The 23719-nt window shown below is 46.1% G+C and carries 24 protein-coding genes and 1 other annotated feature (1 of these 25 running past the window's edge); of the genes, 17 read left to right on the top strand and 7 right to left on the bottom strand.

The features are described from left to right. Window positions 1-157: 157 nt before the first annotated feature. Entirely contained in the window at window positions 158-1573 is a 1416-nt protein-coding gene (locus tag B3F51_RS14160; protein WP_286947745.1) for a PLP-dependent aminotransferase family protein, read from the bottom strand. A gap of 112 nt (window positions 1574-1685) precedes the next feature. Here B3F51_RS14160 and B3F51_RS14165 point away from each other — a divergent pair, with 112 nt between their 5' ends. Beyond that, a complete protein-coding gene (locus B3F51_RS14165; RefSeq protein ID WP_286947747.1) occupies window positions 1686-2639 on the top strand; it encodes a DMT family transporter in 954 nt (317 codons plus the stop codon). A gap of 8 nt (window positions 2640-2647) precedes the next feature. On the opposite strand, the gene B3F51_RS14170 is transcribed toward B3F51_RS14165, so the two are convergent. After that, window positions 2648-3115, bottom strand: coding sequence for a pyridoxamine 5'-phosphate oxidase family protein (locus B3F51_RS14170; RefSeq protein ID WP_286947749.1), 468 nt, complete (start codon window positions 3113-3115; stop codon window positions 2648-2650). 353 nt (window positions 3116-3468) lie between these two features. On the opposite strand from B3F51_RS14170, the gene B3F51_RS14175 reads away from it, so the two are divergent. From B3F51_RS14175 to B3F51_RS14195, 5 genes are all read left to right on the top strand, one after another. Beyond that, window positions 3469-4557 (top strand): 4Fe-4S binding protein, encoded by a 1089-nt coding sequence (locus B3F51_RS14175; protein WP_286947750.1) that lies wholly within the window; start codon window positions 3469-3471, stop codon window positions 4555-4557. Window positions 4558-4773: 216 nt separating this feature from the next. Next, entirely contained in the window at window positions 4774-4995 is a 222-nt protein-coding gene (locus B3F51_RS14180) for a sulfurtransferase TusA family protein (protein WP_228880148.1), read from the top strand. 13 nt (window positions 4996-5008) lie between these two features. Further along, complete coding sequence (locus B3F51_RS14185; RefSeq protein WP_026393244.1) at window positions 5009-5428, top strand: DsrE/DsrF/DrsH-like family protein; 420 nt, start codon at window positions 5009-5011, stop codon at window positions 5426-5428. 12 nt (window positions 5429-5440) lie between these two features. After that, window positions 5441-6604 carry a cysteine desulfurase family protein gene (locus B3F51_RS14190; protein WP_286947754.1) on the top strand — a complete coding sequence of 388 codons (1164 nt, stop codon included), beginning with the start codon at window positions 5441-5443 and terminating at the stop codon, window positions 6602-6604. A gap of 12 nt (window positions 6605-6616) precedes the next feature. Then, a complete protein-coding gene (locus B3F51_RS14195) occupies window positions 6617-7252 on the top strand; it encodes an iron-sulfur cluster assembly scaffold protein (RefSeq protein ID WP_250935981.1) in 636 nt (211 codons plus the stop codon). Window positions 7253-7455: 203 nt separating this feature from the next. Here B3F51_RS14195 and B3F51_RS14200 read toward each other — a convergent pair whose 3' ends face one another. Beyond that, entirely contained in the window at window positions 7456-7638 is a 183-nt protein-coding gene (locus B3F51_RS14200) for a hypothetical protein (protein ID WP_250935983.1), read from the bottom strand. Window positions 7639-7827: 189 nt separating this feature from the next. Between B3F51_RS14200 and B3F51_RS14205 the strand changes: the two genes are divergently transcribed. Beyond that, the gene (locus B3F51_RS14205; protein ID WP_286947758.1) at window positions 7828-8418 is read left to right on the top strand and encodes a flavin reductase family protein; all 591 of its coding nucleotides are present in this window, start codon (window positions 7828-7830) and stop codon (window positions 8416-8418) included. Between the two features lie 281 nt (window positions 8419-8699). Here B3F51_RS14205 and B3F51_RS14210 read toward each other — a convergent pair whose 3' ends face one another. Both B3F51_RS14210 and B3F51_RS14215 read right to left on the bottom strand, forming a co-directional pair. Then, window positions 8700-9740, bottom strand: coding sequence for a branched-chain amino acid aminotransferase (locus tag B3F51_RS14210; protein ID WP_276520494.1), 1041 nt, complete (start codon window positions 9738-9740; stop codon window positions 8700-8702). A gap of 167 nt (window positions 9741-9907) precedes the next feature. After that, window positions 9908-10804 carry a DUF445 domain-containing protein gene (locus B3F51_RS14215; RefSeq protein WP_228880152.1) on the bottom strand — a complete coding sequence of 299 codons (897 nt, stop codon included), beginning with the start codon at window positions 10802-10804 and terminating at the stop codon, window positions 9908-9910. A 239-nt stretch (window positions 10805-11043) separates the two neighbouring features. On the opposite strand from B3F51_RS14215, the gene B3F51_RS14220 reads away from it, so the two are divergent. The 6 genes from B3F51_RS14220 (at window position 11044) to B3F51_RS14245 (ending at window position 15469) form a co-directional block, all read left to right on the top strand. Then, a complete protein-coding gene (locus B3F51_RS14220; RefSeq protein ID WP_250935989.1) occupies window positions 11044-12297 on the top strand; it encodes an MFS transporter in 1254 nt (417 codons plus the stop codon). Window positions 12298-12393: 96 nt separating this feature from the next. Beyond that, window positions 12394-12576, top strand: coding sequence for a transcriptional regulator (locus B3F51_RS14225; protein ID WP_148638236.1), 183 nt, complete (start codon window positions 12394-12396; stop codon window positions 12574-12576). A gap of 133 nt (window positions 12577-12709) precedes the next feature. After that, window positions 12710-13414 (top strand): ABC transporter ATP-binding protein, encoded by a 705-nt coding sequence (locus tag B3F51_RS14230; RefSeq protein WP_148638235.1) that lies wholly within the window; start codon window positions 12710-12712, stop codon window positions 13412-13414. After that, window positions 13377-14114, top strand: coding sequence for a protein kinase family protein (locus tag B3F51_RS14235; RefSeq protein ID WP_187389308.1), 738 nt, complete (start codon window positions 13377-13379; stop codon window positions 14112-14114). Before B3F51_RS14230 ends, B3F51_RS14235 begins: the two co-directional genes overlap by 38 nt. 85 nt (window positions 14115-14199) lie before the next feature. After that, complete coding sequence (locus tag B3F51_RS14240) at window positions 14200-14631, top strand: EamA family transporter (protein ID WP_228879880.1); 432 nt, start codon at window positions 14200-14202, stop codon at window positions 14629-14631. Between the two features lie 34 nt (window positions 14632-14665). Beyond that, window positions 14666-15469, top strand: coding sequence for a class I SAM-dependent methyltransferase (locus tag B3F51_RS14245; protein ID WP_228879876.1), 804 nt, complete (start codon window positions 14666-14668; stop codon window positions 15467-15469). 60 nt (window positions 15470-15529) lie between these two features. Here the strand turns inward: B3F51_RS14245 and B3F51_RS14250 are convergent, their stop codons facing one another. After that, window positions 15530-17092, bottom strand: coding sequence for a Na+/H+ antiporter NhaC family protein (locus B3F51_RS14250; RefSeq protein WP_349680227.1), 1563 nt, complete (start codon window positions 17090-17092; stop codon window positions 15530-15532). Window positions 17093-17374: 282 nt separating this feature from the next. Here B3F51_RS14250 and B3F51_RS14255 point away from each other — a divergent pair, with 282 nt between their 5' ends. The 4 genes from B3F51_RS14255 (at window position 17375) to B3F51_RS14270 (ending at window position 22707) form a co-directional block, all read left to right on the top strand. Beyond that, a complete protein-coding gene (locus B3F51_RS14255) occupies window positions 17375-19222 on the top strand; it encodes a TIGR03960 family B12-binding radical SAM protein (protein ID WP_286947762.1) in 1848 nt (615 codons plus the stop codon). Continuing rightward, window positions 19215-19898, top strand: a complete 684-nt coding sequence (locus tag B3F51_RS14260; protein ID WP_070371449.1) for a TIGR03936 family radical SAM-associated protein — start codon at window positions 19215-19217, stop codon at window positions 19896-19898. Before B3F51_RS14255 ends, B3F51_RS14260 begins: the two co-directional genes overlap by 8 nt. Window positions 19899-20593: 695 nt before the next feature. Continuing rightward, window positions 20594-21085 carry a nucleoside-diphosphate kinase gene (locus B3F51_RS14265; protein ID WP_070371448.1) on the top strand — a complete coding sequence of 164 codons (492 nt, stop codon included), beginning with the start codon at window positions 20594-20596 and terminating at the stop codon, window positions 21083-21085. A 185-nt stretch (window positions 21086-21270) separates the two neighbouring features. Further along, entirely contained in the window at window positions 21271-22707 is a 1437-nt protein-coding gene (locus tag B3F51_RS14270) for an alanine/glycine:cation symporter family protein (RefSeq protein ID WP_286947764.1), read from the top strand. An 80-nt stretch (window positions 22708-22787) separates the two neighbouring features. Here B3F51_RS14270 and srtB read toward each other — a convergent pair whose 3' ends face one another. Next, complete coding sequence (gene srtB, locus B3F51_RS14275) at window positions 22788-23504, bottom strand: class B sortase (protein WP_070371446.1); 717 nt, start codon at window positions 23502-23504, stop codon at window positions 22788-22790. A gap of 156 nt (window positions 23505-23660) precedes the next feature. Continuing rightward, window positions 23661-23719: a sequence feature (ribosomal protein L21 leader region), on the top strand; it runs 10 nt beyond the window's last position.

Raw genomic sequence — 23719 nt, forward strand, 5'->3', positions numbered from 1 at the left:
ATTGTTACATCATTTTGTACGCATCGGAGCGGACACGGCATCGCCTGTCCGATTCCGCAGCGTACAACAGATTAACAAGGGTCTGACCCCTTGGTCATTGGTCGGCACGGGAGTTTATCGACAACCTCAGACACTCGCGGGAGTGTCTTTTTTGTGCTCAAGATCCCGGTTCCCGCAGGGCAGTACAGAGTCGGGTGATGCCGGTGGTGATTTCGGCAAAGGTTAGGTGAGCGTAGCCGAGGAGGATGTCGCTGCCGTAGGGTGTTGTGTTGCCAAAAACGTAGTTTTCAATGGGATAGACCCGGACTTGTCGGGCATTAATGCGATCGATCAGTGGGGGAGCAAAAACAACGCCGTTAAAACGGACAACCATGTGCAGCCCGGCGGCATGGCCTTTGATTTCAAATTCAGCCGGATAACAACGGGATAATTCAGCGATCAGGTGCTGGCGTTTTTTAGCATAGATTTTTTTCATCCTCCAGATGTGTTTTTCCAGCCCACCACTTTCAATAAATTCGGCCAGGGCGTACTGGGTCAGGGCTTCGGTATGAACGTCGGAATATTTCTTGAGCTCCAGGTAAGGTTCGATCAGTTGATCCGGGAGAATCAGATACCCCAACCGGATAGCCGGGGTGAGGATCTTGCTGAAGGTCCCCAGGTAAATGACCCGGTCAGGACTTAGCTCATAAAGGGATGAAACCGGCTGGCCTTCAAAGCGGAATTCACTGTCATAGTCATCCTCCAGCAGATAAGTATCATTGGCGATGGCATACTGGATCAGTTTCTGACGGCGTTGGATCGGCAGGATGCCACCCAGCGGATATTGATGGGAAGGGGTTGTATAGACAAAGGCCGGGTTCGGATGGACGGTGAGGCTGTCAGTCAACAGACCCTGATCATCCACCGGGATCCCAATTAAATGGAGTTTTGCGCGCTCAATAATCTGGCGCAATCCGGGATGGGTGGGATCTTCAATCAGGACCGCTTGCCGCTGATCCTGAAATAACGCGGCGATCAGGGCCAGACCCTGGGTCGAGCCAGAAACGATCATAATCTGGTCGGGATGACAGGTGAGTCCCCGGGTGCGTCGTAAATAGGCGGCAATCGTCTGGCGCAGCCTCATCACCCCGGCGCTGGGATGATAACGAAAAGCGGCTTCAGGAATCTGATCAAGACTGCGCTGATAGGCTTTTTTCCACGCCGACAGCGGAAACCGGGACGAATCAATGACGCCGGACTGGAAATCAATCACTGCGGATGGCGGTACTTTTGTTGCGATCATCGTGGCAGCGCATTTTTTCGTAGCGGTGTCCGGGGGGATCGAAAATACATCAATGCCATTGGCGACCACCGTCCCCGATCCATGATTTCCAATCAGGTAGCCCTCGGCAATCAATTGATTGTAAGCTTCCAGAACGGTGCTGCGGGAGATCCCCAGATCAGTGGCCAGCTGCCTGGTTGATGGCAGCTTCTCGGCCGGTGCCAGCTGGCCGTTTAAAATCAGGTGTTTGATCTGCTCATAAAGCTGTCGCATCAAGGGGCGGTCATTCTTTTTATCAAGATTAATCCACATTGCGTTCCTCCAAAAGTGGTTTGCTAAAAAAACCATTTAAGTGGTTATTTACAAACCACATCAATCTGGTAAGATTTTATCATAATCATATAAAAGAGAAAAGAGGATTATTATGGGAGAAAAACTCCGCGCCTATGTGGATTTGACAGTGGCGATGGCAATCGCCGGCAGTGCGGTTGTGGTCAGTAAAATGATGGTGGCAAGGGTGCCGGTTTTTTTGGCCACCGAACTGGGGATTGCCATCGGGCTGGTCTTTTTGCTGCTGGTCACCTTTGTGATTAAAAAAGAACACCACCGCCTGGATAAAAAATCCGTGGTGGTATTGTTGGGTCAAGCCCTGGCCGGGATTGTGTTCTACCGGGTCTTTATTTTCTGGGGGCTACAGCTGACATCAGCCGCTAACAGCGGTTTAATTTCCAGCTCTGGACCGGCCATTGTGGTGATTCTGGCATTTTTTATTTTGAAAGAGAAGATCTCAAAAAATAATGCCATCGGTCTGGCGTTTGTTATTGTCGGATTACTCTGTATCAACCTCTACACCTATTTTTCGGAAGGAACCTTGAATAGCTCATTGCTGGGAAATTTTCTGGTTCTGATTGCCGTCACTGGTGAGGGCTTATTTTCGGTGCTCAGTAAAATAAAGTGCATCCCGATGTCCTCGGTATACCGGACAACACTGGTGGCGGGAATGGCCTTTATCTGTTTACTGCCCCTTGCCATCCACGACGCCTGGGGCTATCCGTTTGCCAAAATGTCGCTTCAGACTATTTTGTGTATTGGCTATTACGGGATCTTTGTCTCATTTATATCGTATGTCCTATGGTTTCGGGGGATTGCCAAAGTTGCAGCCAGCAACGCGGCGATCTTCATTAGCGTGGTGCCGGTCAGCAGCATTATTCTGGCTGCCATCCTGCTCAATGAAAAAATCCAGCTCAGTCATCTGCTGGGGATGATCCTGATCGTCTGCGGCATTCTCATCGCCACCCAAAAATCGCCAGCGAGCGCCAGCAAAATACCCGTTCCAGAGCTAAAAAACATTACGGCTGAAACGATCGAAAGCGATTGATCCCGCGATTAGTGCCGTTTGCCCGAATAACGGTGAAGTTCAACCGCAATCACGGCGGTTTGCTCGAGGATCTGCTGATCAAAGCTGAAATCGTCCCGGCCGGTCTGCTGTTTCATAATCGCCTGTAAAGCCTCAGCCTTTGCCGCGGCATCGTCCAGAAAAACCGCCTGACCGGTGCCGATAAAACTTTCAAAATAGCAGCTGTAATCACAGCCCTTTTCGCCGCTGATCAGCTCTTTCATCTGATCCATCTCGATACAGACATGGTTATTCTGTTTCAGGATCTCTGTTTTGCGGCCTTCATTGGCACAGTGCAGAAAGATGGTAATGACGGAATCATCATGGCGATAGCCAAAATTCAGGGGCACAACATAGGGTTGGCCGTTGTCCACCATGGCCAGCCGGCACACCTTACAGCCGTTAATAATTTCAATAATCTCCGTTAGTTTGGTTACTTCCCGATTTTTACGTCGCATTTGTTTCCTCCATTTGTTTTTATTTAATAGGTAATTGCGAAACAGCCGTGAGCTTTGCGCCCAGTTTCGCACGAAACAATTGTTACACTGTACGGCGGACAGTTCTCTGAACTGTCCGCCTACACGTTACAAAACTGTTTGTGGAAACTGCACTCAAAGCAACCATTGTTCGGTGTTTTTTCATTTCGCAATTACCTATTTTTATTTAATCATTAAATTATAACTTATCGTACCGATTTTGATGCTGGCAGTCAAGCAGCTATTTCTGATTCATATCATGACTATTCTTGTGTTTATCGTGAAAGAAGTTTATAATTAAGAAAAAATTATAGTTATCGAGGAGGACCAGAACCATGGCGAGTCACCGTAATTCTAGCGAAACAAAAGCCTCCAGTGAAATAAAAGCACTCAAAGCAATCCTGTGGGTGTATATCATCCTCTGCCTGATCATTGCCGGGCTCAATTTCGGCTATGTCAGTCGGGCTACCCCGGAAGTGGCCGCCTTTATCGCCTGGCTGTGGGGTTTTTATGAAAACTGGGTCAAGACCAGTTTTATTGTTATTGGTAGCTTTCTGACCCTGCGGATTATTGGCGCATCCGGGCGGACTGAGATGCGCAAACGCAATCTGACCGGTTTTATCGTGATGGCTTTGGTCGTTCATATTGTTGGCCCGATTCTTTTAGATAATCAGGAACTTTACTTTTTTGCGATGCCACTTCCCTGGACCACCATCCCCTTACAACTGATGGACCCCAACACCGCCTTTTATCTCAAATACCTGCCGGTCTTTGGCCTCACTGGCATCGCGCTGGCGCTGGCCTTTTATCTGCTTATCACCATCGTTGTTCTGGTCGGAACGCTGCTTTGGGGACGGCGCTGGCAGTGCGCGACACTGTGCCTGTTCAATGGTTTTGCCAGTGAGGTTTTTGATCCGGTAATGCCCTTGCTGGGAACCCGGAAAAAGCTTAAGGCCCGCGGCTTAAAAGTGTTTGCCATCCTGCGTTGGCTGTTTCTGGCAGTCGCCATCGGTTTTACCGTCTACTGGGTGCTCTATCTGTTGGGTCTGCCGCTGGCCAACAGCGAGACAGTGGCAAAAATCGAAACCTATAAATACCTCGCCGCTGAACTGTTGATGGCGATGTTTTTCTGGGTCGCCTTTAGCGGTCGCGGCTACTGTTATTATTGCCCTCTGGGAACGGTGGTGGGCCTGCTTGGCAAGCTGGTTGGTCAGCAGATCACCACCAATCAGAGCAACTGCATCCAATGTGGCCGCTGCAACGTTGCCTGTCCAATGGCCATCGATTTAAAATCCCGTGCCGCCACCGGCCTTCCGGTATCCGAGCTGCGCTGTGTCGGTTGCGGTCACTGTGTCGACAGCTGCCCCACCAAGACCCTAGCATATTCAACCCGGTTTCTCGAGCGCTTTAAAAATAAAAAGTAAGAGAAAGAACGAGCTAATAAACTAACCCCGTACCGACAATTGGTCGGTACAGTATCTTACAGCAACCTCAGCAGGCCGTCGGACGATCCGCCGGCCTGCTTTTTTATGCTTTTTACTGAATTTTCAAGTAAGTTGTTCATAATGGGGTATGAAAAAAGAGAAAACGACGGAAAGGCACAGCAGCAGTGAATAAAAATTTGAGTAGGAGGCAAGAACATGGCAGAAATTTATGTTGATGTGAGAGGCGAAACCTGTCCGGTTCCTTTGGTAGAAATGCGTAAAGCCGTCAGAAAGGCGCAACCGGGGGATGTCATTGCGATTACCGGGAACAATGCCGCCTCGAAAAAAGAAATCCCGATGGCCGCCGATGCTTTGTCGCTGGCAGTCACCAGCATTGAAGAACAGGACGGCACCTGGACCATAAAAATCCAAAAGTAAAGGAGGCTTTTTCATGGCGGACAAAACAACCATTATTGTTCAGAGTGGTGATATGGATAAACTGTATAGTGCTCTGATTGTGTCCAATGGCTCGCTGGCGATGGGGATGGAGGTATCCCTGTATTTTACCTTCTGGGGATTGCTGCGCCTGAAAAAAGGCGGCCTGGAAAAAGGGCCTTTATCGAAAATGCATTTTCTGGGCTTGGGAAAAAAGATGATGCTGGGACGGATGAAAAAAAATAATGTCGCTTCCCTGGAACGGCTGATGGCTGATTTTAAGGAACTGGGCGGCAAAATCATCGCCTGTGAAATGACCATGGACATCATGGGTTTAAAACGATCCGATCTGATCGAAGACATCATTGACGACTATGGGGCCGTCGGAACCTACATCCAGGAAGCCCGACAGTCAGCGATTACCTTGTTTATCTAAGGGGGGGGACTCATGGAAAACGTGTATTATTTGGATAATGCCGCCGCTACCCGGCTGGATGAGCAGGTGCTGGAAGTGATGAAACCGCTATATTTTGACCGTTACTCGGTGGCGACCTCGGAATTTGGTTATTCGTTGGGGGTTGAGGCAAAAGAAGCCCTGGATGATGCCAGAACTAGGCTTGCAAAGGCCCTGGGCGCCAACAGCCAGGAGTTTATTTTCACCTCCGGCAGTGCCGAGTCCAGTAATTTGGCCTTAAAAGGGGTTGCCAAGGCTTTGGGGGCAAAAAAAGGTAAACACCTGATCGTCTCCAAAATTGAAGACTTTCCAGTGCTGTACAGCGCCAGAACCCTGGAAAAGGAAGGCTTCACCGTCGATTATCTGGACGTCGATGGGGATGGTCTGGTGGATCTTAAAAAACTCCAGGCGCTGATCAGCCCGGAAACCATTTTGGTCTCGGTTCAGCATGGTAATCAGGAGATCGGCACCCTTCAGGATATCAATGCGATCGGCAAAATCTGCCATGATCAGGGGGTCCTCTTTCACACTGACGCCACCCACACCTTTATGCGTGTGCCTCTGGATGTCAACACCATTGCCGTTGATCTGATCACCGTCTCGGCTCATACCCTGCATGGTCCTAAGGGGATTGGTGGACTCTATGTAAAAAAAGGCACCACTCTGGCTAAAATAATGGATGGCGGTTTTCAGGAGTTTGATCTCCGCGGCGGGATGGATAACATTCCCGGTGCCGTCGGCTTTGCCAAAGCGGTGGAACTGGTGACGGCGGATGAAAACATCCGGCTGGCAGCAATGCGGGATCACATTATCACCATGGTGAGCGAGCAGATCCCTGATGTTATCCTAAACGGTCATCCCCGGCAGCGGACGCCCCAAAATGCCAATATCACCTTCCATTATGTGGAGGGGGAATCGATCACCCTTCATCTGGACATGTATGGCATTGCCGTCAGCACCGGTTCGGCTTGTTTTAGCCGCTCCCTGGAAGCCAGTCATGTGATTGCCGCCATCGGTGGTGACCATGAGCGGGCTCACGGCTCGATCCGGATGACAGTGGGTCGCTTCAATACCATGGAAGAGGTGGTTTTTGTGGTGGAAACGCTGAAAAAGGTGGTTGAGAACCTGAGAAAAATCAGTCCCCTGGGAAAGGAATAGGAGGAAATAACAATGGCAAGTCCTTATAACGATCTGGTCCTGGAACATTTTAAGAATCCCCGCAATACCGGGCGGATTGAAGATCCCGATGGCAAAGCAACCGAAGGCAGTCCGGCCTGCGGCGATATGGTGTCACTCTATTTAAAGGTCGATCCCGAGACCAAGAAGATCGATGATATCAAATTTGAATCTTACGGTTGTGCCTCAAACATCGCCACCGGTTCGATTATTACCGAACTGGCCAAAGGCAAAACCATTGATGAAGCCAAAAATATTACCTGGCAGGAAGCTTCGGAAGCCCTGGGCGGGCTGCCCAAAATCAAGGCTCATTGCTCGGTGCTGGCAGTGGAGGTGTTGCGCTCGGCAATTCAGAATTATGAAGAAAAGCACGGCCTGGTTACTGAAAAGGTCGCCACTACCGAAGAAATTGTCAGAAAACGCTTAAAGAAGGTCATGAATCCGATCAAAGGCCTGGATATGGTGGCTACTCATCTGGTCAAGGAAATTGATATCACCGGTGGCGTGGTTCGGATCGTCATCGATCTCCCCGAAACCCATCAGTTTGCCAACGCCATCAAAGAAGACGCAGTGGAAAAAATCGAATCCCTCTGGGATATCGATCAAGTCATCGTCGAGTTTACCGACTGATAATTGATCGGTACGGTAGTTTATCGCCAATAAAAAAGAGCAACCTGTTAAAGCGTTGCTCTTTTGCCGCTAACGGGCAGTTTTTGAAACAGCAATAATACTTAAGGTCAGAGCTGCGGCGCCCATTACCAGGGCAACCATACTGGATACAAAAGCGGCTACTTTCATCGAACTACCTCCTTATTCGTTTTTTTCAGTTGTTTTCAATCCTCGTCGTAAAAACCACTCATGGAATAATCTTCAAGCGCTTCCAATAAAAAGACCAGACTTCCGGTCATGCTTTCGGCGGTAGTAACGACAATTTCTTTTTCTTCTTCGGTCAAATCCATGAATTCTTCTTCAAGATCACATAGACGTTTAATTAGAAATAATAATTCTGTTTTCATACTTCTCCTGTCCACTGTCTTTTCTAATTATAATACTATCGGCTTAGCAAAGAAATTGCAAGAAAAATTGTACTTAAATGGTTTAATCGATGCTTTTCAGCAGTCTTGGGCCCGGCTGACGATGATTTTCTGCCATAAGGATGGGAAAACTGCTATAATGATCTTATCGCAGACAAAGGAGAAAATGCAATGAGTAAAACAAAATGGCCGGGATCGGTATTACTGGCCCCGGTACCTCCGGTGTTGGTAACCTGTGGCGAGGCCGCATCAGAAAATATCATAACGGTGGGCTGGACCGGGGTTCTCAATACCAAACCGCCGATGACCTATATTTCGCTGCGGCCCGGTCGCTTATCTTATGAAATCATTACCGCCACTCGGGAGTTCACCATCAATTTGTCGACTGTAGCGCTGGTCAATGCCGTCGATTTCTGCGGGGTGCGCTCCGGCCGGGAGATCAATAAATTTGAACGGATGGGCTTAGCCGCAATCCCCGGAGATACAGTAAAGTGTCCGATGCTGGCCGCTAGCCCCTTAAGTCTGGAATGCCATGTTAAAGAAATCATCCCGCTGGGCACCCACGACATGTTTATGGCCGAGATTCAGGCAGTTCATGTGGAGGACACTCTTATCGATGACAATGGAAAACTCCATCTCGATCGGGCTGACCTCCTGGCCTACGTCCATGGTGAATACTTTGGTCTGGGCAAAAAGGTTGGCAGTTTCGGTTATTCGGTTCGCAAAAAGAAAAAGAAGAAACGACACGCACAGCAAAAATAAGCCTCAAACGATGGGCGTAAACCCATCGTTTGAGGTTGTCGAGAAATACCGTACCGACCAATTATCAATCTATTGTTTGCTTGCGCCATGCGAAATCCGCTACGCTCCTTTCGCCTTGGTCGCGGGCAGTCGCCAACTATAAGAAAGCTTATGATTGGCTCGTTGCCTGCGCGCAGAATCGGACAGGCGATGCCGTGTCCGCCCCGATGCAAACAATCAGATTATTAATTGTCGGTACTGGGTTATCAATTGGTCGGTACGCAGTCTACAATCAAACCCTTTTATAGCTTGGTAATCCAGCCTTCGGGTCCGGCCAGATCGCCCAGTTGGATCGCGTTGAGGGTATCGTAGAGTTTTTTGGTCACCGGGCCGACTGCGGTTTCGCTGTAGAAAACGTGCAGCCGGTTGTGATGGAAGATACCGCCGATGGGGGTGATTACCGCAGCAGTGCCGCAGGCGCCGGCTTCGGCAAAGATATCCAGTTCGTCGATGAAAACATCCTCTTCGGATACGGCCATCCCTAAAACATGCTCGGCCAGATACAGCAGCGAGTATTTGGTGATGCTGGGTAAGATCGAAGGGGAGTCGGGGGTGACAAAGCGATTGTCTCTGGTGATGCCAAAGAAATTGGCGGCGCCGACCTCTTCAATTTTGGTGTGCGTCGTCGGGTCCAGGTAGATGCAATCGGCAAAGCCGTTCTTAACGGCAATTTCATGGGCCAGCATCGAGGCCGCATAGTTGCCGCCAACCTTCTGTTGGCCGGTGCCGTTGCAGGCTGCCCGGTCATAGTCGGAGACCATAAAATTAACTGGCGTCAGCCCACCTTTGAAGTAAGCGCCGACGGGCATACAGAAAACCGTAAAGATGTATTCATTGGCTGGTTTAACCGCCATGCTATTACCGACCCCAATCATCATCGGGCGGATATACAGCGAGCCGCCAGTACCATAGGGCGGAATATAGGCTGCATTGGCCTTGACCACCTCGAGGCAGGCTTTGATAAAGGTCTCTTCAGGAATAACCGGCATTAACAGCCGTTGGCAGGAATCCTGAAAGCGTTTGGCATTCTGGTCAACCCGAAACAACTGAATCTCGCCATTTTTCGTCCGATAGGCCTTCAGTCCTTCAAAACACTGCTGCCCATAATGCAGACAGGGAGCTGCTTCACCCAGATGCAAAACATTATCTTCAGTCAAAACCCCTTCATCCCACTGCCCGTCTTTCCAGAACGACAGATAGCGATAATCCGTTTTGATATATTCAAATCCCAATTGATCCCAATTAATTTCTAATTTTTTAGTCATTTTTAGCTCCTTTTTAATATCTATCCTAATTGATTGCGAAATTTGAAAGAATCGAACAAACTATTTCGTAACGTGTCGGTGAACAGTACAAGAAAGTGTTGTGCGCCCTAGTGTAGAAATTGTTTGGTGTAACCGACAGCGAAGCCCATGGTAGTTTTTTAAATTCAGACAACCTGTTTGCTTCCCTAGACAAAGGACATCACCAGGCCCATGATACAACCCAATAATCCGCCCAGCCAGACAATGGCATTGAGTTCCTTACGCATGATTTCCAACAGCATTTTTTCAAAAGTCAGGACATCGTAGCCGTTAATCTGATCTTCAACCAGTTTTGACAAGTCCAGGGCGTGTATTAAGATGCCGATGTTTTTGTCGATCAGTTGATGATAGGTCGAAATAACCCAGGCGACAAATTCCGGAATCCGGTCTTCGTATTCAAGATAAAGGTCACAAAGCCGTTTATCGAGCAGATTGGTGCTTTCTTTTTCAAAGATGTTATCGAGAATACTCTCGCCTTTTTCAACCACCATCCGTTCGATGATTTCAGACATTTTAACCTTGGCAGAACTGATCAGATTTTCATTGATCAGCATCGCAAACATTGAACCTTGGAGATTGCTGACAATTTCGGTGACGGCGATTTCTGATAAGAGCGGCCCAAGTTCCATTTTGACCATCCGTTCATAAGAGAAACCGACCACTTTGTTTGTCACATCTGTGATGATCAGCGCACCGCGTTCGGTGCCGGAAAACGAGTAAAACAGCTCCCGCAGGGTTTCGTCGCTGGTGCTTTTTTTAGCAATCAGGCCATTGACGGCGATGGTGATCTTGTCGTCCATTTCCGGGGACAGCAGACCATTTTTGATGACGTCCTCATTAAGCAGATTGTTGGCCACCACGTCCCCGAGTGATTTGGCGATACGGGGTTTTTCTTTAGGGATTAAGCCCGGGGTAAAGGGCAAGGTCAACCCGAATACCTTGATGGCGTTTAAGGGGCGAAAGAGCATCCGAATCGCGATGCCGTTAGTGATCAGTCCGATGATGCCGCCCAGTAACGGACCGATAAAGAATGATAAATCCATGATTTCCTCCTGTCATGCCTTTTGATAGTTAGTTAATCAGAAACGGAACGAAAATTTTACGTCACGTTCGTAATGAACGCTTCCATTGTAACTAGTGTATATTTTAATCTTTTTAAAACATGCTGTCCAGTGGAATCATGAAAACCAGTAAGAAATGCATGATTTACTGGTATTTATGATTGTTTTTACTTTAGCAAGCTGATACAATAAAGCAAGAAAATTTTTGGAAGCAGAGGGAAATGATGAAAAATGAGAATTTAAAACGGTGGATCTACCTGTGTGTTGGAACCATCATGCTGTTGTTTCTGGGATTATTGTATGCCTGGTCAATTTTTAGGGCGCCGCTGAACAAGGTCTTTGAAACGTGGACGGTAACAGACTTATCACTAAATTTTACCATCTCAATTATCTTTTTTTGTATTGGTGGTTTTGTCAGCGGACAATTAACCCGCTTGATCAAAAACCGGACCATTGTTCTGATCGCGGCAGCGATGTTGTTTATCGGTTTCTTCGGGGTCTCGAAAATCGATCCGAGTCAACCAGAACAAAGTCTGATGATGTTGTATATCTTTTATGGGGTACTTTGCGGAACCGGCGTTGGTATGGGCTATAACTCAATTATTAGTGCGGTTGTACCCTGGTTTTCTGAAAAAGCTGGTTTGGCGTCAGGAATTTTATTAATGGGCTTTGGACTTGGCGGTTTGATTCTGGGAACGATGATCAGTTCTCTAATTGGCGACGTCGGCGTTTTGAACACTTTCTTTTATCTGGCGATCATGGGAGCAATTGTGATGGCTCTGGGCTCCTTCTTTATAAAAAAACCGGTAACTGCGCCCAAAAAAGCGGTAGCTGTTGCGGGTGAGACCAGCCAGAAAAAAGAATATACAGCCAGAGAAATGTTAAAAACCGGCGTATTCTGGACTTATTTCTTCTGGGGGATTATGATTACCGCATCGGGACTGCTGATTATTGGGAGTGCAGCAACCATTGCGGTGGCCTTTGGTGCACCGGCCCAGTTGGGGCTGTTGGTATCCGTTTTTAATGGTGGCGGTCGTGTTGTGATCGGAACGGTGTTTGACAAAATGGGCAGAGCGAAGGCTATGGGAATCAATACCATACTTCTGCTGGTTGCTGGCGTTTTCTTGTTTATGGGTGCCACGATGAATAATGTTATTTTCATCTTTATCGGGCTTTTATCGGTTGGGGTTACCTATGGTGGCGTGCCAGCTTTATCCTCGGTGGTGATCAATTCCAGTTTTGGTTCAAAAAATTATCCCCTTAATTTCAGCTTGTCCAATTTTTTACTGGTACCGGCGGCTATTATCGGACCAATGATCTCCAGTTATTTACTGCAGAACTCTGGCGGTAGCTATAGTTCGACCTTTATTGTAATTATAGTCTTCGCTGCCATTGCTTTGGTGCTGAACCACATATTAGGGATACAAAGTAAAAAACTAAGCCAGGCTTCAATTATCGCAGTGGGCGAGAATTAAGCACCACCTGCGGTCAGCAATTGGCCAAATTAAAACCCAAATTAAGGATGAGCTGTTAAAATTTGTCATAAGAATGAATGAATTTGGAGGGCAAATATGGAACTGAAGGATAAAATTTTAGCTTGTATGGAACAGCATGGAGCGCCGATGACTGCTGGCGAAGTTGAAAAAGCCTTGAAGGTTGATCGTAAAGAAGTTGATAAAGCCTTCAAACAGCTAAAAAAAGAAGAAGCTATTGTCTCCCCGGTGCGCTGCAAGTGGGAACCAGCCAAAAAATAACTAAAAAGAAAGGGAAACCTTTCTTTTTTTTCGAGCAGACTGGCTTTTGAGAGGTTTATTCGCTATACTGGTAGCAGCTATAATTGTTTGCAAGGGGTGCGGTGCCTCAATTAACTGAAGAAGGACAAAAAAGATGAAACATTTTATTGAATTTAAAGATGTACATAAGCGCTATCATATGGGGGAGGTAACCATTAATGCCGCTAACGGGATCAATTTTTTTATTGATGAGGGCGAATTTGCAGTGGTTGTGGGCCCCAGCGGAGCTGGTAAAACAACGGTTCTTAATATCCTGGGTGGGATGGACGATTGTGATGAAGGCCAGGTGATTGTTGGCGAAAAAGATGTTGCGGCCCTAAACCGTCGGGAGTTGGCCGAATATCGGCGTTACGACACCGGTTTTGTTTTTCAATTTTATAATTTGATTCAAAATCTCACGGCGGTTGAAAACGTCGAGTTGGCGACCCAGATCTGTCATGATCCGATGGATGCCGAAACAGTTTTAAAAAGTGTCGGCCTGGCAGAACGACTGGGAAATTTTCCTTCGCAGCTTTCCGGAGGCGAACAGCAGCGGGTGGCGATTGCCCGAGCTCTGGCTAAACGCCCCAAACTATTGCTTTGTGATGAACCGACCGGAGCACTGGATTATAATACCGGCAAGAATATTTTAAAACTGCTCCAGGAAACCAGCCGCAAAGAAAAGATGACGGTAATTCTGATCACCCATAATCAAGCCATTACGCCGATGGCCGATAAGGTTATTATCATGAAAAATGGTCAGGTTCAGAAGAGTTATCTCAATGAAAAGCCCTTATCTGTTGACGAGATCGAATGGTAGTCGGCTCACTACCCTCCGGGGCGCGCTTGCGCTTGATGGGTTTGCACTGGTAAAACTCCTGGGTCAGGGGCGCTTTGGATGCAGCTATCTGATATCCCGGGAAGATCAGGACTACGTTGCTAAAATATTTCACCCCAATGATGTCAAGCGCCGCAAAAGAAAACTGAACTGGGAAATTAAGTTTCTTAGAACCATCGACCATTCAGCCATTCCCAAATTGATCCAGGTCATTGATCGGGATGGTTGCTTTGGATTGGTGATGCAAAAAATGCCGGGGCAGACCCTCGAGGATTGGCTTGCGTGTGACTATGCCTTTGGTAAAAGCGAAATCGCCATTATTTTTTTTCAATTAATTGCGGTTATGGATTATCTGGCAGACCTTGGCATCAGCCATCGGGATATTAAAGCTGACAATATTTTATGGACCGGTGATCAGCTGTCTCTGATTGATTTTGGTTCGGCCAGAAAGATGTTGTCATTTGATACGCACTTTAATCCGGATTTTTGGGGGATCGGTGATGTTTTTATGCGCCTGGCATTAAGCTGCGAGGAAATTACAGCAAGTTTCAATAACGGCGGAATTGAACAGTTTGATCTAACCGAGGAAGAGCTTTTGGTGATCAAGCGGTTACTGCACATTGAAAAGCCCTATCCGAATTTTCGGGTTTTAAGAGCTGCCGTTAAACAGCACTGGACATAAAAAGGTGCATAACAGCGCTTGGGAATCGCTCCATGTTTGTGAGCAGTCATACAAAAATTATAAGGAAGGGGAGTGTCTGAGAGCTTTGAATGAACTTACCTATTATCTGCCCATTCTATTAATTGTAACCGCCAATGTGTTTTATAACATCTGCACGAAATCGACACCGGAGACGGTCAATCCTTTTTTATCACTGTTGGTTACGTATCTGGTGGCAGCGTTATTGACGTTGATTCTGATGCTGGCCAATGGCTTGGAAGAAGGAATCGTCCAGTCGGTTAAACGACTGAATTGGACCAGTTTTGCCCTGGGGATTTCGGTTGTCGCCCTGGAATTTGGTTACATAACCGCCTATCGGGCTGGCTGGAATATTAGCCTGGGGTCGCTGGTTGCCAATATCTCATTGGCGATCTTACTGATTCCCATTGGTATCTTGCTATACAAGGAGGTTTTGACCACCAATCATCTGGTAGGTATTGCTCTTTGCCTGGTAGGGTTATTTTTTATTAATCGATAATTACATTAAATTTAAATAAGGAGACGAATGCCGGATGCAGTTTAAAACAGCATATTTTGAGGAGCTCTGGTTAAGTGACAACCAGAAAAAAGAACCAACTGCAGAATTTTGGGACTTTCGGGCGGAGGAATACAATCTTTCATCGTCAACCGGAGACGCTCAGTTAAATCGTAAAGACAAGGTTCAGGCCTTGATTGACAAAGGGATTATCACGAGTGAAACAACCGTCCTGGATATCGGTTGTGGGCCGGGACAATTTGCAGTTGAGTTGGCAAAAAAAACAAAAAAAGTGGTGGGGCTGGATTTTTCTAAAAAGATGGTGCACTATGCCAGAGAAAATGCCGCAGCTGCGGGGTTACAAAATACCGAGTTTATTCTCTCGGATTGGGACAGCTTTCACTACCTAGAATCTTTTGATCTGGTGATTGCCAGCATGTCACCGGCGATTTGCAAACCGGATCATCTTTATAAAATGATTGGCTCCTCCAGAGGTTTTTGTTATCTGTCATCGTTTGTGGAACGACATAGTTGTCTGAAAGAAACACTCTACACACTAACAGATCAACATTATATCCGCCAGTTTAATAAGCTGAACTATATTTTTAATATTTTATGGACAAAGGGTATTTTCCCGGAACTGACATACGAAACGGGGCTTCACAAGCGAGTTTTCCCACTGGAAAAAGCAAAGGGGATTTATAGCCGGGAGCTAGCCGTTTTAGATAATCCGGATCAGCTTGCGCGGGTTCATCAATATTTGGAAAAAGTGGCAGAAAATGGGGTGGTGACCGAAACATTGCAACAACGAAAAGGTGAACTGATCTGGGAAATAGTTTGATGTAGAATAAATATGTCCGCCATTTTATTGCTAAATGGCGGACATTTGAAATGGACAGTATCAATTCGATGTGGAGAAATCCAGCTTTGTGATGCGGGCTTGGGAAATCCGATGGAAGACGATGAGCGATCCCATCAGTAGTCCGACTGAGGTTAACCAGGTCAGCGGAAGATTTCCATAGCTCAAACCAGCTATCAGATAACCGATAAAGCTGCAGGATGCCACCAGCAGGGCATAAAGCATCTGGGTTGAAACGTGCTGGATATGATCGCAGCCAGCCCCGGTGGAAGAAAGAATGGTTGTATCCGAAATGGGTGAACAATGGTCGCCGAAGACGGATCCCGCCAGTGTTGTTGACAAAGTTACGACCATTAGTTCCGGGGCGGTGTATTGGGAAATCATGACGACAATCGGAATGAAGATCCCAAAGGTACCCCAGGCCGTTCCGATGGAAAAGGACAAGAGGGCCGAAACCAGGAAAATCATGGCCGGGATCAGCCCCACTGGGATACTGCTGGATTTAACCAGTTCGCCAATAAAGAGGCCGGTACCCAGCAGATCCTGACATAGGGCACCGATAGTCCAGGCAAGGGTTAGAATAATATAGGCCGGAACCATGGTTTTGATTCCTTCGCCGATGCCACCCATAAAGGTTTTAAAACCAATCAGTTTACGGGGGATAAACAGCAAAAAGGTCACAACCAGAGCCCAGAAGGCGCCCATTACCAGGGCTGCCGAGGCATCACAATTGCCAAAGGCTTCCGATAAGGTCAAGCCTTCACCGGACCAGTAGCCACCGTTTTGGAGCATCGAGAAAATTGAGAAGGCAATCAGTGAGCTGATTGGAATAACCAGATCCCAGAGTGTGCCTTTGCCATCCATCAGAATTTTTTCTTCCAGTTCAGTATCCAGGGCTCCCAGCTGACCGGTTTCGGTCGCTCGCTGTTCAACCCGGGCCATTGATCCGAAATCCAGATTGGTAACAGAAATAATTATAACCATCAAGATACTTAACAAGGCATAAAGGTTGTAAGGGATGGTCGCCACGAAGGCACTCAGTTCATTTTGGAAAGCTCCCGTTTCATAAAGGGTCGAGCCGACCGCTGCTGCCCAACTGGAAATCGGGGCGATGATGCAGACTGGTGCTGCGGTGGAATCGATGATGTAGGCCAACTTGGCCCGGGAAATCTGATATTTGTCAGTGACCGGTTTCATAACCGTGCCAACGGTGAGGCAGTTAAAATAATCATCAACAAAAATAATAACGCCCAGAGCACTGGTGGCCAGCTGGGCACTGCGGCGGGATTTAAGCTTGGTGGCGGCCCAGTTGCCATAAGCCCGAGAACCTCCGGCAATGGTTACAACATAAACCAGGGCTCCCAGCAGCCCCAAAAATAAGATGATATTAAACTTGCCCGGTTCACCAACGGTTTCAGCCATCAGGCCAAAAGCAACCGTACCCATTTCAACCACACCGCCGCCGCTGTTAACGACATAGATCAGGGTTCCGGATAGAATTCCGATTAGCAGGGCGGAGATAACTTCTTTTGTAATCAACGCCAGAACAATGGCAATCATTGGTGGAATAATGGACAAAATGCCCACATCGACTGTTTCAAACAATTTTTTCTCCTCTCATAAACATAATATTTCAGATAATTGCAAAAAGTTCATAAATACGTTTCACCGCTTGATATTACCTGACTTAAATTTTTCAAACAGGGTGTAGTCTATCATAATTGATTGCGTTAATCAAATGCGCATTTTAGAATAATTGTCGGAGCGGGGCGATGGGACTGAATATTTATTCTGGGACGGGGACTGTACAAGCTGATAAGAATCATGTAAGATAAGGTGTGCTAAAATGAGTTAGGCAGTTTAAAAATTATAAATATGAGGAAATGAATGAATAATTATATCGAAAAAAATATTTTGCCCCTGGTGACAAAACCAATCACCTATCTTGGTAATGAGGTGAACGCAGTCCATAAGATTCCGAGTCCGGAGATGATTCGTTTTGCCTTTGCTTTCCCGGACACCTATGAGGTGGGAATGTCTCATTTGGGCATGAAAATACTCTATGGGTTACTCAACGAAGAAAAAGATGTCTGGTGTGAGCGGGTCTTTGCGCCCTGGGTAGATATGGAAGAACAGTTGCGTCAGCATGATTTGCCATTATATGGCCTGGAATCGATGCTGCCCTTGAACGACTACGATTTTGTGGGCTTTACACTGCAATATGAAATGAGCTTCAGTAATATTTTAAACATGCTGGAATTAGGAAAGATCACCCTGCGCAGCGTTTTGCGAGAGGAAGACGAGCCCTTTGTGATTGCCGGGGGCCCCTGCGCCTATAACCCGGAGCCACTGGCTGATTTTATTGATCTTTTTGTCATTGGTGAAGCGGAAGAGGTGATTCTTAAAATTATGGCTGCCCACCGGGAATGGAAAAAAGCTGGTGGCAACCGCCAGGACTTTCTAAAAAGGGCAGCTCAGATTGACGGGGTTTATGTCCCGGCATTTTATGCGGTCAGCTATGATAAGCAAACCGGGCTAATTACCGCCTTTTCCCCGATTGTCAAAGAAGCACCACCAACGATCCGCAAGCAATTTATTGAAAACCTTGATCAGGCTTACTTCCCGGAAAAAATTGTAGTATCCTATACCGAAACTGTCCATGATCGGATCAGTTATGAAATATTCAGAGGCTGTGGCCGGGGTTGCCGTTTTTGTCAGGCTGGGATGATCTACCGCCCGACCCGGGAAAAAACCGTGCCAACTATCCAGGCAAAAATCAAAGCGCTGATCGACGCCACTGGCTACGATGAGGTTTCACTGTCATCGCTCAGTACCGGTGATTACAGCGAAATTGAAGCCCTGATTAAAAACCTGGTTTGTGATTATGCGGATGGAAAAGTCAGTATTTCCTTGCCATCACTGCGGATTGACTCCTTAAGCATTGAGATGTTGGAAGAAATCCAGAAAGTTCGCAAAACCGGTTTGACGCTGGCACCAGAAGCTGGAACCCAACGGATGCGGGATGTCATTAATAAAGGTGTTACTGAGGAAAATCTGCTTGACACGGTACGAACGGCTTTTGAAAAGGGCTGGGGACATGTTAAACTGTATTTTATGATTGGTTTGCCGGGGGAAACGCTGACAGATATCGAAGGCATTGCGGATTTAGGGCAAAAAGTTGTGGATGAATACTTTAAAATTGATCGAGAAGTCCGCAACAAAAGTTTGAAAGTCGTTTTAAGCACCTCTTCCTTTGTGCCCAAGCCATTTACACCTTTTCAGTGGATGGGCCAGAATACCCGGGAAGAATTTAAACAGAAACAACGTCATTTAAAAGCCAGTATTAAAGATCGCAAGATTTCTTACAGCTGGCATGACAGCGGGGTTAGCTTCTTGGAAGCAGTCTTTGCCCGGGGTGACCGTCGTTTAGGTTCGGTGCTGGAGATAGCCCATCAAAAAGGTTGCCGCTTTGATGGCTGGGGCGAATGCTTTGATCTGCAAAAATGGATGGATGCTTTTGACGAGGCCGGGGTTGATCCGGATTTTTATGCTTTACGAAACCGGGACTACGAAGAAATTCTGCCCTGGGATTTTATCAATACTGGCATTACCAAGGACTTTTTACAAACCGAAGCAAAAAAAGCCGAGACAGCTTTAACAACACCGTTTTGTCCCGATACGTGTTCAAATTGCGGCATTATGGAATTCAAGAAAGGATGGAAATGCAATGGTTAAAATTCATTATCAGTTTAAACGCTCAACCCCGCTGCGTTTTTTATCCCATCTGGATCAACAACGATTGTTTCAACGGGCGTTTCGCCGGGCGAATATCCCGGTTGCATACTCCCAGGGTTTTAACCCCCATCCCCGGATGTCATTTGCGCTGGCGATGTCGGTGGGTTTAACCAGTGACGCGGAGTATGGTGAGGTGATTGTATCTACGGACATCGATGTGGACACCTTTATTCACCGGATGAACCAGGCACTGCCGAAGGGTCTTGAAATTATTGCTGCAAAAATCTGCGGTGAGGGGGTCGAATCCCTGTCGGCATCGCTTTATCAAAGTGACTATCGGATTCGCATCAAGGTCATGCCAGAAACAGATTTAAACGAATTGGCAGCATCTGTGCGCATGTATCTGGAACTTCCACAGATTTTGATCCAGAAAAGAAATAAAAAAGGAAAATATGTACAAAAAAATATCCGACCCTTTATTGAATCGATTTCGGTATGTGCAGACGCCGAAATCGATCATGTCAATGTAAAGATGACGCTGATTTATATCGAGCAGCAATGTGTCAAGCCGGAACAGGTCTTAGCGAGTTTCAACGATCAAATCAGAGCGGTTTTTGTGATCGATCCGACGATCGAATTACATCGTGAAAAACTGCTGCTTAAAGTCGATGCTTAAGGTTTACAAAAGAAATAAAAACGTTTACAAAAAATGCCTTTACATTTCAAAGAAACGTGCTATAATTTAGCTAAATCAAAGATCAACACGATCCTTTTCACAATTGATTAATAAGATCATTGAAAAGTAAATAAACCTTAACAGCCGATAAGATTAGAAAGACGGTGATTTGTTTAGAGATAAAAATTTAAAATAACCCGAATGGATGAATAAGATTTTATCGATTGTCATTTCCAAAGATGCAGCAGTTCTTAAAACCAAATTGGGTAGGCGGCATCGACATTGATGGCCTGATTAATTGGCGATCGGTATTTAATTATGGACGTGAGCATCACTTTTTAAGTGGTGTGACCATAAAAATAATAATGGATCAACGATAATTAACCACATAATGGAAATGACGATTTGCCACTGAAACGGTAAAAATTTGAATTGAATAAAAAATATCCTGAAGAATTTTGCCAGTTAAGCGTTTATTACTTTTAGAAAAGTGAAGAAGTGGATTTTTGGTGAAATGAAAGGGGTGAGTCCAAAAGGAATGACATCTGAAATCGAAAGCTGAAGCCGGTTCTGCATTTATTGTGGAATCGGCTTCAGCGTTTTTTGCGGTTAATTAATTATTTTAGTATAAAAATGTTAATCCAGTAATTGTATTATACTTTATAACTACAAAACATAGAAGGTGAGGATTTGCAATGAAATCATATGTATTAATTATTATGAAACCCGATGCGTTGGAGACGGAATTAGTTGAACCGATTATAAAACGGTTTATCGAGCATGACTTCAGGATCGAGATGATCGGATATAAGAGCGTCAGTGACGACTTGATCTTAACCCATTACGCCCACGTAGTTGAAAAACTGGGAGAATCGTTTAAAAAAATGGCCATCACAGCTTTTGCTGGGAAAGCAATGATGCCCATTATTCTTAGTCAGGACGGGGAAAATGCCATCGGCAATGCCCGGGAATTAACGGGCGCCACCGACCCGGCCCGGGCTGAACCGGGAACGATTCGGGGTGATCTGGGAACCGATTCCTTTGATAATGCCGACCGGGAAGCTCGCTGCTGTAACAATCTGATCCATTGCAGTGATTCAAACGAAGCTCTGCTAACCGAACTTAAACTCTGGTTTGCGCCGGAAACCTATCAACTCTTTGCGTCGCTAATCCAAGTGCTCAATTGAATTCGAGTGATTTACCGGGCAGTGCTTCCGGATTGGGTTAAAATATCTATGGAAATGACAATAATTACCTCTTGCCTGGGCTTAAGATAGGCTTAAGGTAAATACTTGTCATTTAGAATGTTTAGTATTGTGAAGCAAGATAAATAATGATAAAATGATCCCACTATAATTTTAAGGGGGTTAAGATGAATTTTTCGGAAATTATTGCAGCTGTCAACAATTTTGTTTGGGGACCTGTAATGCTGGCGTTACTGATGGGAACCGGGATCTTTTTGACAGTCCGGTTAAAGTTTCTGCCATGGCGAAACTTGGGTTATGCATTGAAATCGGTTTTTGCTAAGCAGGATCCATCAAAAAAAGATTCGAGTGGGGATATTTCACCCTTCCAGTCTTTAATGACGGCGCTGGCAGCGACCATTGGTACGGGTAACATTGTCGGGGTGGCGACCGCCATGGTTCTGGGGGGACCCGGAGCGCTGGTATGGATGTGGATCAGTGCTTTGTTTGGTCTTTCCACCAAATACGGGGAAAGTGTTCTGGCGGTTAAATACCGGGAAACCAACAAAGAAGGTGAAATGGCTGGCGGGCCGATGTATGCCATGAAAAACGGTTTTAAAAATAAAACCATCGGTGCAGTACTGGCAGTGTTGTTCTCAGCCTTTGCGGTGATCGCTTCTTTTGGAATCGGTAACATGACCCAAGCCAATTCTATTGCCAGCGCTGTTGTTGGAACCTTTGGTATTCCTACCTGGATTACCGGAGCAGTTATCACAATTCTGGCTCTTGTTGTATTACTGGGTGGGATTAAAAGTATCGGTCGGGTCTGTGGTGTCATTGTTCCCTTTATGGCAGTCTTTTACTTTGTGGCCGGTATATTAGTAATTATTATTAATTTTGAAAACCTGCCTGCCGGTCTGGCTCAAATCTTTACAATGGCCTTTTCACCCACAGCGGTGGCTGGTGGGGTTGGCGGTACGGTGATTGCCAGCATGCTCAGTGCCATGCGTTGGGGGGTTGCCCGGGGGGTTTTCTCCAATGAAGCCGGTTTAGGTTCGGCGCCAATTGCGGCAGCCGCTGCTAAAACGGATCATCCTTCCCGTCAAGGTTACATTAACATGACCGGGACCTTCTTCGATACCTTGGTTGTATGTTCCATTACCGGTCTGGTAATTGCTTCTTCCGGTATGCTTGGTACCATGACCGAAGCCGGAAAACTGCTCAGTGGGGCAGCGTTAACGATTGCCGCCTTTGAATCGGCATTAGGTCCGATCGGCGGATACATTGTCACTATTGGGATCATGCTGTTTGCCTTCTCAACCATTTTAGGTTGGGAATACTATGGAGAAAAATCGCTAGAGTATTTAATTAAAGCGCCGATGGCAGTAACAATCTATCGTTTGTTTTACAGTCTGGTCGCGTTTGTCGGCGCCACCACTGCTCTGCAGATTGTCTGGGATTTCTCGGATACCATGAATGGATTAATGGCAATTCCTAATCTGATCTCATTACTGGTTTTAAGTAATGTCATTGCGAAAGAGTGTTTTGATTATGAAGATAAAGTAATCAAGCCGGAACGTGAATTGCGAAAATTGGGAAAAAAGGCAGTTGTTGATAACGAATAGCAACTGTGCTTAAAATGTAATAAAGTGTCCGCAGTCAATGGATGATCTCAACGAGATCCAAACTGCGGACACTTTTATGTTTACTTGATTTTTCGGGCATGCACCGCAAAGCGGGCATCATCGAAGGTGTAGATACAGGTGGACAGGGTCAGCACTTCATCGTCCGGGGAAACAACCACACCGGTATCATACAGTGAACGGGCTTTGAGTCGATTCATATAGTTGATAAACTCGGTGTCACTTGAAAAACTGGGCTGGCGATAATCGTATTCGGCTTCGGTAATATAAACCGAGAAGATCTCCCAATCCCCGGGATTGCCAGGCTGATCAAACTGAATCACCGGATGGGCTTTAAAATAGGCCTGATCCTGATAATTCCATAAGCTGCCAAACATTGATTCATCTGACATATAATGACCATAGAGTACGTGATTCCGGGTTGTCACCGGATCACTCAAGTAGTCCCGGAAGATGGCGCCCTCGAAGGATGATTCCTTTAAAAAATTATGAGACAGATAAAAATCGTTATCAGTGGTTTGGGTAACCGGATATTCAAGGGGTGTCCCTTCGATTTGCACCCAGCCAATGGTATCGGGGTTGATGGACAGCAAGGCATTAAAATCAATTCGATCGGCAATCTCGGTACGGTTTTCTTTGGCGACGGCAATTATTTTATCCTTTTGCATGTTTTGATTGATCATTGGATAAAAATTATAGATTATGAATCCCATAGCAAGGATAACTAATAAAACAACAGCTACAATTTTTATTCTAGGCATGTTTTTTTGCAATTTCATTTTCCTCCTAAAGCTCAATTTATTTTATTATACCCATCATACGAGAAAACCCCCAAATAAAATAAATGATTTCAGTTTTTTTAGGTGTATTATCATGTCAAATGAACATTGTTAATATTTTGATTGACTTTAGTAACGCACCGTGTTAATATTTATAAAGTTATGTAGCCGCACACACAAGGTTTTAAGTCGAAAGCACCTTTTGTGGCGAGTCT

It is taken from the genome of Acetobacterium sp. UBA5834 (assembly GCF_002435675.1).
In the GTDB taxonomy this organism is placed as follows: Bacteria; Bacillota; Clostridia; order Eubacteriales; family Eubacteriaceae; genus Acetobacterium; species Acetobacterium wieringae.